We start from the raw sequence: 10,270 nt of genomic DNA, 5'->3' as shown, positions 1-10,270 counted from the left end.
CTCGTACTGGGCGTACTCGGGTGACGCGACAACGCGGCGAGCGGCCGTGCCAGGCGTCGGGAGCAGGGCGCCCCCTTTGACGACAGGCCCTAGCCCATCTGGGCCGGGTCGAACGCCGGTGGCCGCGGGGGGGGCGCCGCCGAAGGTGTCGTCCCTCATCCGAGAGGCGGAGACGCCGAGGAGTCGAGGAGCGGTTTCGCGGCCACCGCCGTCCCGTCGGTGCGCATCGTGCCCGCCACGTGGTGCACGACGGCGGCCACCCGGGCGAGGTCCTTCGAAGTGCGCATGGCCATGCTGCCGAGGCCCACGTACAAAGTGGCAGGGAGTGGATCTCCCTGCCTTCGCCGTTTCTCCCCCGGGCCATCCGCCCGGCCCCGAGTCGGACCGGCGGGGTCAGTCCAGACCGGCGGGGTCAGTCCAGATCCGCCAGGTCGAGTCCGCTCAGACGGCCGGGGTCGGCCAGGATGTCGACCGCGACGATCCGGCCGTCGGTGACCGTGAACGCCAGCACCGAGAACGGCCGCCCCTCCCGGAAGCTGACCACGCCCACGGCGCCGTTGACGAGTGCGGGGCGGGAGCGGAGGTCCGTACCGCTGAGGCGGGAGAAGGTGAGCGCCTGGTCCGCGACGGCCGCCGCGCCGTGCACCTCGCGGGGGGCGCGGGCGGGGGCGGGGCCGTAGTCGGCGCGCAGGACGACGTCCGGGTCGAGCACGGCGATCAGGCCGTCGAAGTCGCCGTCGCGCGCGGCGGCGAGGAAGGCGTCGACGACCTCGCGCTGCCGGGCCAGGTCCGCGTCGGGGACCGGGGCCGCTCCTCGGACCCGGCGGCGGGCGCGGCTGGCGAGCTGACGGGCGGCGGCCGGGGTGCGGTCCACAATGGGGGCGATCTCCTCGAACGGCACGGCGAACAGGTCGTGCAGCACGAAGGCCAGCCGCTCCGCCGGGGCCAGCGTCTCGAGCACGACCAGCAGGGCGAGGCCGACCGAGTCGGCGAGCAGCGCCTGGTCCTCGGGGCCGGGCCCGCCCGCACCGCTGATGACCGGGTCGGGGAGGCGCGCCCCCAGCGGCTCCTCGCGCCGGGCGGTGCGCGAGCGCAGCATGTCCAGGCAGACCCGGCCGACGACGGTGGTGAGCCAGCCGCCCAGGTTCCGCACCGCGCCGGTGTCCGAGCGGCTGAGCCTCAGCCATGCCTCCTGGACGGCGTCGTCCGCCTCGCTCAGCGAGCCGAGCATGCGGTAGGCCACCGCCCGCAGATGGCCGCGGTGGGCCTCGAAGCCCTCCGCCAGAAGCCGGTTCTCGTTCATCGGTCACATCCCCTCGTCACGGACCACACCGTCGCGGGCCACACCGTGCTGACGGATGGGCCGGGTGCGATGTGACGGAAGGGGACGGAACGGCCTGTGCGGGCCCGCGCACCCGTCCAGTCCCTTGACGCACTGCGGTCAGATCATTACATAAATTGGGAGCGCTCCCATAGCTCCCACGCCCACGCTCGCCCACGTCCGCCCAGTCCGCCCCTTCTGGAGGGTTCCGTCATGCCTCTGCCCCAATTACCCCGCCGTCCGCGCGGTGCGCGGACCGCCACCGCGCTGCTGACCGGCGCCCTGCTGCTGATCGCCGCCCAGTCCGCCCCCGCGGCTTCCACCGCCACCGCCCGCACCTCCCCCGGCGCCTCGGTCGCGCCGTCCGCCGTCCAGGTCAACCAGCTGGGATATCTGCCGGACGGCCCCAAACGGGCCACCGTCGTGAGCCCGAGCACCACCGCCCTGCCCTGGCGGCTGCGCGACGCTGCGGGCCGCACCGCCGCCTCGGGCACCACCGCCGTACGGGGCGCGGACGCCGCCTCCGGGCAGTCGGCGCACCTCGTGGACTTCTCCTCGTACCAGCGGACGGGCACCGGCTACACGCTCACCGTGGACGGGCGCACCAGCCATCCGTTCGACATCCGCGCGAACCTCTACGACGGGCTGCGCGCGGACTCGATGTCCTTCTTCTACCAGCAGCGCAGCGGTATCCCCATCGAGGCGTCGCTGGCCGGTGCGGCCTACGCGCGCCCGGCGGGCCATCTGGGCGCCGCCCCCAACCAGGGCGACACCACCGTGCCCTGTGTCAGCGGGGTGTGCGACTACACCCGGGATGTCCGCGGCGGCTGGTACGACGCCGGTGACCAGGGCAAATACGTGGTCAACGGCGGGCTCGCGGCCTGGCAGCTGGTCAACTCCTTCGAGCGCGCCAAGCGTACGGGGCACGCGGCCGCGCTCGGGGACTCCACGCTGCGCGTCCCCGAGCGCGGCAACCGGGTCCCCGATGTGCTGGACGAGGCACGCTGGGAGCTGGAGTTCCTGATGCGCATGCAGATCCCGGAGGGCAAGCCGCGGGCTGGCATGGCCTTCCACAAGGTCCATGACGCCGCCTGGACCGGGCTGCCCACCCGGCCGGAGCAGGACGCCGAGCCGCGTGAGCTGCACGCGCCGTCCACCGCCGCCACGCTCAACCTGGCCGCCGCGGCGGCGCAGTGCGCCCGGGTCTACGCCCCGTACGACGCCGCCTTCGCCGCCCGCTGCCTGGACTCCGCGCGCCGCGCCTGGGCCGCCGCGCAGGCGAACCCCGATGTGCTCGCGCCGGGCTCCGACGCCACCGGCGGCGGGGCGTACGACGACAGCGAGGTGGGCGACGAGTTCTACTGGGCGGCGGCGGAGCTGTACGCGACCACCGGGGAGGCGCGGTACCGGGACGCGGTCACCTCCTCGCCGTACCACACCGCGAGCGATGTGTTCAGCCCGTTCGGCTTCAGCTGGCAGGCCACCGGGGCCCTCGGGCGGCTCGTCCTGGCCACCGTCCCCAACGGCCTGCCCGCCGCCGACCTCGCCCGCGTCCGCGCCTCGGTGGTCTCGGCCGCGGACGCTCAGCTGAGCCGGATGGCCGGCCAGGGCTATGCGGTGCCGCTGCCGTCGGACGGCTATGTGTGGGGCTCCAACGGCCAGGTGGCCAACAACGGGACGGTCATGGCCGTCGCCTACGAGCTCACCGAGCAGCGGCGCTACCGCACCGGGGCGCTGGAGACGCTGGACTATCTGCTCGGCCGCAACGCGCTCGGCCAGTCGTATGTCACCGGCTACGGCGACCGCGCCTCGCAGAACCAGCACCACCGCTTCTGGGCGCACCAGTACGACGCCTCGCTGCCGAACCCGCCCGCCGGATCGATCGCGGGCGGCGCCAACGCGGGGCTCCAGGACCCGGTGGCGGTGGAGAAGCTCCAGGGCTGCGCGCCGGCGGCGTGCTACATCGACGACATCGGCTCGTACTCCACCAATGAGGTGGCGATCAACTGGAACGCGCCGCTGGCGTGGCTGGCCGCGTTCGCGGCCGAACGCGGCTGAATCGGCGGGCGGTTCCGGGGCGGCGGGCGAGGGGCACGGATCCCTCGCCCGCCGTCACATCACCTCAGCGCGGCAGTTGCGCCTCGACCGCGGCGACGACCTCGTCCGCCTCCGGCTCGGTCCGCGGCCGGAACCGGCCCACGACCTCGCCCTTCGGCGAGATGAGGAACTTCTCGAAGTTCCACTGCACATCCCCCGCCTCGCCCTGTGCGTCGGGCGTCCGAGTCAGCTCGGTGTAGAGCGGATGCCGCTGGTCGCCGTTGACATCGGTCTTCTCCAGCAGCGGGAAGGTCACCCCGTAGGTCGTCGAGCAGAAAGTCTGGATCTCCTCGCCGGTCCCCGGCTCCTGCCCCGCGAACTGGTTGCACGGAACCCCCAGCACGGTGAACCCGCGCCCGGCATAGCGCTGGTGCAGCCGCTCCAGCCCCTCGTACTGCGGGGTGAGACCGCACTTGGACGCCACATTGACCACCAGCAGCGCCGCGCCCCGGTGCTCCCCGAGAGAGGTCGGCTCGCCGGTGAGGGTGCGCAGGGGGATGTCGTACAGGCTCATGGGATCAACCGCCTTCGTCGTTCGGTGGGTGAGCCCAAATCTATGCGCTCATGAGCCCATGACGGCGCATCACAATATGAACACCGAGCACACACAACCTCTTCACTTTTCAACCAGCGCCGTTAGGGTCGGGTCCTCACGTATCACTCAAGGGGGGACCATGTCCTGGAATAACCAGCCATCACCGGCGCCGAGACGCCCCGGATGGGCACGCAAGCGCGTCGCCGTCCCGGTCGCGGCCGTCCTGCTCTTCGCCGGAGTCGGCATAGGGTCGGCCCAGGGCGACACGAAGTCGGCCGACGGCGACAAGCCCACGCCCAAGGTGACGGTCACCGTCACGGCCAAGCCCGCCCCGGTGAAGCACACGCCCGAACCGGCGCCCACCGTGACGGTCACCAAGACCGTCACCGCGAAGCCGAAGGCTTCGCCCAAGGCGAAGAAGAGCGGTGAGGACGGCTCGTCCTCCTCCACCGGTGGTGGCAGTGCCTCATCCGGCGGCACGTCATCCGGCGGCGGCACCTCATCCGGCGGGTCGTCATCGGGGGGCTCCGGCGGCGGCGGCTCGTCGTCGGGCGGGTCGTCCGGCGGGTCGTCATCCGGCTCGTCGTCCAGCAGCACGGGCGGATCGAGCAGCGGGGCCACCGCGCGCTGCAACGACGGCACCTACTCCTACGCCGCCCACCACCAGGGCGCGTGCTCGCACCACGGTGGCGTCGCCGTCTTCTACAGGTGATCTGATACGGCGACGGGGCGGGCCACCGGGCCCGCCCCGTTCACCTGCCCGGTAGCGGCCTATTCGGGCGGCGTCGGTGTCTCGTGGTTGCGGTACATCGCCTGGATGTCGAGTTCCAGCTTGACCGTGGGGCCGACCACGGCGATGCCACGGGCGAGCATATTGCGCCAGTTCAGGGTGTAGTCCTCGCGGTGGAGTTCCGCGGTGGCGAGGGCGGCGCAGCGCAGTTCCTGCTCATAGCCGCCGTTGACGGCGCCGAGGTAGGTGGTGTCCAGAGACACCGAGCGGCTCACGCCGTGCATGGTGAGGGGGCCCTGGAGGGTCCACTTGGGTCCGCTGCGCCAGATGAAGCGGTTGCTGGCGAAGTGGATCTCGGGGAAGTTGTCGACGTCGAGGAAGTCGGCCGAGCGCAGGTGGGCGTCACGGGTGTTGTTGCCGGTGTTGATGCTGGAGGCGTCGATGGCGACCTCGACGCGGGAGTCCTCCATCCGCTCGGCGATGTAGATGCCGCCCCGGAAGCGGGTGAAGCGGCCGTGCACATTGGCCATGCCGACGTGGCGGGCGATGAACCGGATGGCGGTGTGCGGCGGGTCGAACAGCCAGGTGCCGGGCGGGGGGAGCTCCAGCTGCTGGGAGGGGTCCATCTGCACCCGGCGGGCCGGTTCGCACTGGCCGTGGGCGATGTCGATGGTGAAGCGCTTGGGCTGGAGACCGCTGCCGGTGAGCAGCACGGTGTACTGCCCCGGTTCGAGCGTGGCGAGGAAGAGTCCATGCGGGTCGGTGGTGGCCCTGGCCACCGTACGGGCGGCGCCACGCGTCTCGGTGACGGTGACCTCCACTCCGCCCAGGGCCTGGCCCACCGGGTCCAGGACCTCGCAGCTGAAGGCTCCGGCGCCCACGGGCAGGGGCATCCTGAGTCCTGATCCGCGGTCCGGACGCTTGGTGCGCATGCGCCGGAGCAGTGCGAGGGGCATTGCAGTCATCTCACTAACGGTTTCTCTGGGGATGGGGGGGCGCGTCCATGATGGAGCCCCACGTTGAGCTCCGGACGCCGGGGGGGTGGGTGTCAGCCGTGGCCAAGGATCTTCCGTAGCGCCCCGATCAGCAACTCCCCCGCATGCGGGGAGACTTCGGGGTGGTGGAAGCCGATGTGCTCCCGGCGCTCGGCGATCGGCCATTGATGATCTTGATCCAGAACCCGGACCCCGAGGTGTCTCATTTCGAAACAGCGTCGGCGTATACGGTGGAGGGGTTGTGACGAGCATCGATGACACCCCCGCCGGTCCGGCCCTTTCGTCGCTGCGCCGCGCGCGGGACCGGTTCCTCGGCGGACGGCCGCCGGGCGACGGGGTCCCCGAGGACCTCGCCCAAGCCTGGCGGCGGGCGCGGTTCTTCGGCGTACCGCGCGATCTGACCGCCCCGCCGAGGGTGCGGCCGCCCGTGGACCCACCGCTGCTGGCCGCGGCGCGCCCCGCGCTGGACCGCGTGGCGCCCACGCTGAGCGGTGGGATGGGGCTGGTGCTGGTCGACTCCCGCTGCCGGGCGCTGTGGTCGGGCGGCGGCCGTTACGCGGGCACGTCCGCCGATGTGGCCGGGCTCGATCTGTCGGAGAAGGCGGTCGGGCACAACAGCGCCGCGCTCGCGCTGCGCACCGGACGCCGGGCCGAAGTACACGGCCCGGAGCACTTCCTGGACCTGTGGCAGGAGGTGTCGGCGGTCAGCGTTCCGCTGTACGAGCCGGCGGCGGGCCGCCCGGCCGGCGCCGTCACCGTGGTGGCCCCACTGGCCGAGGACCCCACCGCGCATCCGGGCGCGGCCATCGCCGAGGCCACCGCGCACGCCGTCGAGAGGGAGCTGCTGGGCCGGGCCCGCCCGCCGGAGCGGCTGCTGCTCGACGCGTATCTGCGTCAGCGGGCCGACGGGGCGGCCGTGGTGGCGCTCGACGGCAGCAGCCGCCTCGTCAGCCCGGAGGCCGCGCGGCTGCTGTCGCACGAGACGCTGACGCGGCTGGAACGGCGGGCCACGGCCCTCGTCAGGGACGCGGACACCAGGCCGGAGGGCGCACGCGCCGCGACCCCGGAGGAAACCTCCGGACCGGAAGGCGCGCGCACCGGAACACCGGCGGAGAACACCGGGCCGGAGGGCCCTCGCAGCGCGGCCCCGGAGGAGAGCGCCGGGCCCGAGGGCGCACACACCACGACGCCAGAGGCGATCGCGGCACCGGAGGAGTTCACGGCACCGGAGGAGTTCGCCGTGCCGGACGGCGCCGGGCTCACCGTGCGGATGTCACGCCTGACGCACGGGGGCGAGGTCATCGGGGCCGTCGCCACGGTATGCCCGGCGGCCCGGCGGGCGCGGGCGGCGGAGCGCCATGACCACGACCGGCTCCCGGGGCTCATGGGCACCTCCCGGCCCTGGCGGCTGGCGGTCTCCGGAGCGACGGAGCTGGCGCGGTCCGCGGAGCCGCTGCTGCTGATCGGCGAGGCGGGCGTGGGCAAGACCGCGCTGGCCCGCGCCCTGCTCACCCTGCGGGGCTCGGCCGCGCCGCGTGTGGTCGACGCCGCCGAGCAGGTGCCCGGCGAGGTCCCACGCTGGTGCCACGCGCTCGCGGAGAGGGAGGGCGGCGGGCCACCCCTGCTGCTGCGCCACGCCGAGCGGCTGGGCCAGTCCGATGTGGCCGCGCTGCTCTCGCTGCTGGAGCGGCGGCCCGCGGTGCCGCTGGTGGCGACGCACACCCCGGGTGCGCCGACCGGCCCGTGTCTGAGCCGGCTGCTGGACATCCTCTCGGCCCGGTCGGTGGCGCTGCCGCCGCTGCGTGAACGCGTCGACGACATCCCGGCGCTGCTGACGGCCTTCACCGGGCACCCCTCCCCCGGACGTCCTCCGCTGACCTGGAGCCTGGACGCGCGCCGGGCGCTGGAGCAGCACACCTGGCCGGGCAATGTCGCCGAACTCGCCCATGTCGTACGGGAGGTGGCCGAGCGCCGCCGTGCCACCGGGCCGGTGCGGCGCGAGGAACTGCCGTACGGACTGCGGGTGCCTCCGGCCACCCGTCGGCTGAGCGGGATGGAACGGGCGGAGCGCACGGCGATCCTGGAGGCGCTGCGCCGCCACGGGGACAACAAGGCGCGGGCCGCCGAGTCCCTGGGCATCGGCCGGGCCACGCTGTACCGGAAGTTGCGGGCGTACGGAATGGACCAGGCGTAGGGGCGGAAACAGTCACCAGGGGGGCCGGTCTCAGGGGAGCCGGTCATGGGCCGTGGAGGGGGCGACGGTGACGCGAGACAACAGCGCCGAGGGCGATGCGGTCACGGGGAGACTGCTGATCCTGGAGTACGAGCAGGTCAAGGAGGAGCAGCGGGCGCGGATCGGGTTCCGGGACAATCTGCTCTACGCGACGCTCGCCGCGATGGCGGCCATCATCACCTTCTCCCTCCAGAGCCGTGGACGTCCGGAGCTGCTGTTGCTGCTGCCTCCGGCGTCTGCGCTGCTGGGCTGGGCGTATCTGGTCAACGACGAGAAGATATCGGCCATCGGACGGTATGTCCGGGAGGATCTGGGGCCCCGGCTGACGGCGCTCGTACCGGGCCGGCCGGCGGTGTTCGGCTGGGAGCGGGCCCACCGCGACGACGGCCGCCGGATCTCCCGCAAGCGGCTCCAGCTCGCGGCCGACCTGCTGCTGTTCACGGTGGCGCCGATGGCCGCGCTCATCGTGTACTGGACGACGGAGCCGGTGCGGGCGGTGCTGCTGGCGGTGTCGGTGGCGGAGGTGGTGCTGATCTCCGTACTGGCGGTGCAGATCGTGCTGTACGCGGATTTACGACGGCCCTGACGCCTGAAGCTCATGCGGTTTCCCTCAGGGCCTCGGCTCCGCCGCGTCAGGTCCGTAAGGTGTCGGCAGGGGCTGTCCTAGGGGGGATCCGTGGGCGCTGGTGGCAATGAGGGTGCGGTGCGGGCCGATGTGGTGGTCCTGACCGCGCTGGAGGTCGAGTACCGGGCGGTCCGGGCCCATCTGGAGGATCCGCGCCCGGTCCGTGCGGAGCGGGGCGCGCTGTTCGAGCTGGGCGTGTTCCGGGACGGGTCCGCCGAGTGGACGGTCGCCATCCATATGACGGGCCCGGGGAATCCGGGCGCCGCGGCCTCGGTCGAGCGCGCCGCGGCGCTCTTCGCGCCCCGGGCGCTGCTGTTCGTAGGGGTCGCGGGCGGCGTCAAGGACGTCGCGCTGGGCGATGTGGTGGCCGCCGACGCGGTGTACGACTACGAGACCGGCAAGGACACCGAGTCGGGCTTCCTGCCCCGGCAGAAGACCCATCAGTCCGCTTACGGCCTGGTGCAGCTGGCCCGGCTGGTGACGGTGGGCGACGCGTGGCAGCGGCGGATCCGCCCGGGGGACGACGCACCGCGCCCCAACGCCCATGTGAAGCCGCTCGCGGCGGGCGGCCGGGTGGTGGCGCACCACCGCTCGGACGTCGGGCTCAGGCTCACCGCCGGCGCGGGTGACGCGCTCGCGGTGGACATGGAGGGTTTCGGCTTCCTCGCGGGCGCGTATCTCAATCAGCAGCTGGACGCGCTGGTGATCCGCGGCATCTCGGATCTGCTCGGGGACAAGGGCGAGGCCCACGACGAGCGCTGGCAACCCGTGGCCTCCCGGCACGCGGCCGCCTTCGCCTTCGAACTGATCGGCCGGATGCCGGTGGCGGCGGACGCCCCGGCGGACCAGCCGCGGGCCGCCGCGGCGCGGACGCCCGCCGCCAAGGCGTCGGCGTCCTCCGCCGAAGCGTCCGCCCCCACCGCCGAAGCGTCCGCCACCACCGCCGATACGCCCGCCACCACCGCCGATGCATCCGCCCCCACCGCCGAAGCGTCCGCTCTCGCCGCCGGTACGCGGTCCCTCGCCCCCGATGAGCCCGCCGGTACGCCCACCCCCGCCGCCGGTACGCGGCCCCTCGCCGCCGGTGCGGGGCCCGGTCGTCCCCGGCGGCGGCTGACGGTCCGGGACCTCGGCGTCCTCGCCGAGACGCTGCTGGCCGTGTCCGGGATGACCTCCCCGGCGCGCTGGCAGCAGCTGCTCGATGAGCTGCCCACCGTGGGCACCGCGGTGAGCCGTCAGTCGGCCGGCCGGGCGGAGGCCCTGTCGCTGCTGCGCACCTGTGAGACGCGGCGCGCGATGGGAGAGCTGGTGGAGGTGGTCGCGGTGCTCGCCCCGGACGATCCGGCCGCCGCCGAATTCGCCCGGCGGGTCGAGGAGTTCGGATTGGAGTGACCCTGCTCACCCTCCGGCCCCGCCGTGCGTCGGCCCCGTGCCGTCCCGCCGCCGGACCCCGGGCCGCCCCGGGAGGGCGCCCTTGCCGCATGATCGCCGGAATCGACCAGGTGGGCCCCTGAGGAGGACGGCCCTCCGCTCGCGGGCGCATGCGCCCCGGTGCACCGCCGGGAGATGTCCCCACCGCGGCGGGGCCCGCCGGGGCGGAAAACGATGTCGGGGGCTTCCTCGCCCCGGGGTGTCAGGGGAGGCTTGCGGGGCATACAAGTTGTCCCGGAGACCGGGCGGGTGGTGCCCGCGTATGGCAGGGTCTCCGGCGAGATCACCGGCGGCGGGGACCGG

10 protein-coding genes and 1 pseudogene are annotated in these 10,270 nt (G+C 73.5%); 5 read left to right on the top strand and 6 right to left on the bottom strand.

Annotation, left to right across the window (positions count from 1 at the left end; translation table 11 throughout):
- Nucleotides 1-155 precede the first annotated feature (155 nt).
- Nucleotides 156-287: a hypothetical protein gene (locus AB0E24_RS32650; protein ID WP_269462894.1), complete on the bottom strand. Its 132-nt coding sequence runs from the start codon at nucleotides 285-287 to the stop codon at nucleotides 156-158.
- Nucleotides 288-412: 125 nt separating this feature from the next.
- Nucleotides 413-1,303 carry an RNA polymerase sigma factor SigJ gene (gene sigJ, locus AB0E24_RS32645; RefSeq protein ID WP_359382399.1) on the bottom strand — a complete coding sequence of 297 codons (891 nt, stop codon included), beginning with the start codon at nucleotides 1,301-1,303 and terminating at the stop codon, nucleotides 413-415.
- A gap of 231 nt (nucleotides 1,304-1,534) precedes the next feature.
- On the opposite strand from sigJ, the gene AB0E24_RS32640 reads away from it, so the two are divergent.
- Complete coding sequence (locus AB0E24_RS32640; protein ID WP_359382397.1) at nucleotides 1,535-3,379, top strand: glycoside hydrolase family 9 protein; 1,845 nt, start codon at nucleotides 1,535-1,537, stop codon at nucleotides 3,377-3,379.
- Between the two features lie 64 nt (nucleotides 3,380-3,443).
- Here AB0E24_RS32640 and AB0E24_RS32635 read toward each other — a convergent pair whose 3' ends face one another.
- Both AB0E24_RS32635 and AB0E24_RS32630 read right to left on the bottom strand, forming a co-directional pair.
- Complete coding sequence (locus AB0E24_RS32635; protein ID WP_359382394.1) at nucleotides 3,444-3,932, bottom strand: glutathione peroxidase; 489 nt, start codon at nucleotides 3,930-3,932, stop codon at nucleotides 3,444-3,446.
- 147 nt (nucleotides 3,933-4,079) lie between these two features.
- Nucleotides 4,080-4,595: a hypothetical protein gene (locus AB0E24_RS32630; RefSeq protein WP_359382415.1), complete on the bottom strand. Its 516-nt coding sequence runs from the start codon at nucleotides 4,593-4,595 to the stop codon at nucleotides 4,080-4,082.
- A 13-nt stretch (nucleotides 4,596-4,608) separates the two neighbouring features.
- Here AB0E24_RS32630 and AB0E24_RS32625 point away from each other — a divergent pair.
- Nucleotides 4,609-4,665, top strand: a pseudogene (locus AB0E24_RS32625) (DUF3761 domain-containing protein); the annotation flags it as partial.
- Between the two features lie 59 nt (nucleotides 4,666-4,724).
- Here the strand turns inward: AB0E24_RS32625 and AB0E24_RS32620 are convergent.
- Nucleotides 4,725-5,639: a YceI family protein gene (locus tag AB0E24_RS32620; protein ID WP_069860378.1), complete on the bottom strand. Its 915-nt coding sequence runs from the start codon at nucleotides 5,637-5,639 to the stop codon at nucleotides 4,725-4,727.
- 92 nt (nucleotides 5,640-5,731) lie between these two features.
- Nucleotides 5,732-5,884, bottom strand: coding sequence for a hypothetical protein (locus AB0E24_RS32615; protein ID WP_359382391.1), 153 nt, complete (start codon nucleotides 5,882-5,884; stop codon nucleotides 5,732-5,734).
- Nucleotides 5,885-5,919: 35 nt separating this feature from the next.
- On the opposite strand from AB0E24_RS32615, the gene AB0E24_RS32610 reads away from it, so the two are divergent.
- The 3 genes from AB0E24_RS32610 (at nucleotide 5,920) to AB0E24_RS32600 (ending at nucleotide 9,928) form a co-directional block, all read left to right on the top strand.
- Nucleotides 5,920-7,872: a helix-turn-helix domain-containing protein gene (locus AB0E24_RS32610; protein WP_359382388.1), complete on the top strand. Its 1,953-nt coding sequence runs from the start codon at nucleotides 5,920-5,922 to the stop codon at nucleotides 7,870-7,872.
- Between the two features lie 67 nt (nucleotides 7,873-7,939).
- Nucleotides 7,940-8,497, top strand: coding sequence for a hypothetical protein (locus tag AB0E24_RS32605; protein ID WP_069860376.1), 558 nt, complete (start codon nucleotides 7,940-7,942; stop codon nucleotides 8,495-8,497).
- A 90-nt stretch (nucleotides 8,498-8,587) separates the two neighbouring features.
- A complete protein-coding gene (locus AB0E24_RS32600; protein WP_359382385.1) occupies nucleotides 8,588-9,928 on the top strand; it encodes a phosphorylase family protein in 1,341 nt (446 codons plus the stop codon).
- Nucleotides 9,929-10,270 lie beyond the last annotated feature (342 nt).

Source organism: Streptomyces malaysiensis subsp. malaysiensis (assembly GCF_040653035.1).
Lineage (GTDB): Bacteria > Actinomycetota > Actinomycetes > Streptomycetales > Streptomycetaceae > Streptomyces > Streptomyces malaysiensis.
The sequence above is the reverse complement of the archived record's forward strand: the minus strand, read 5'-3'. Positions and strand labels throughout refer to the sequence as shown.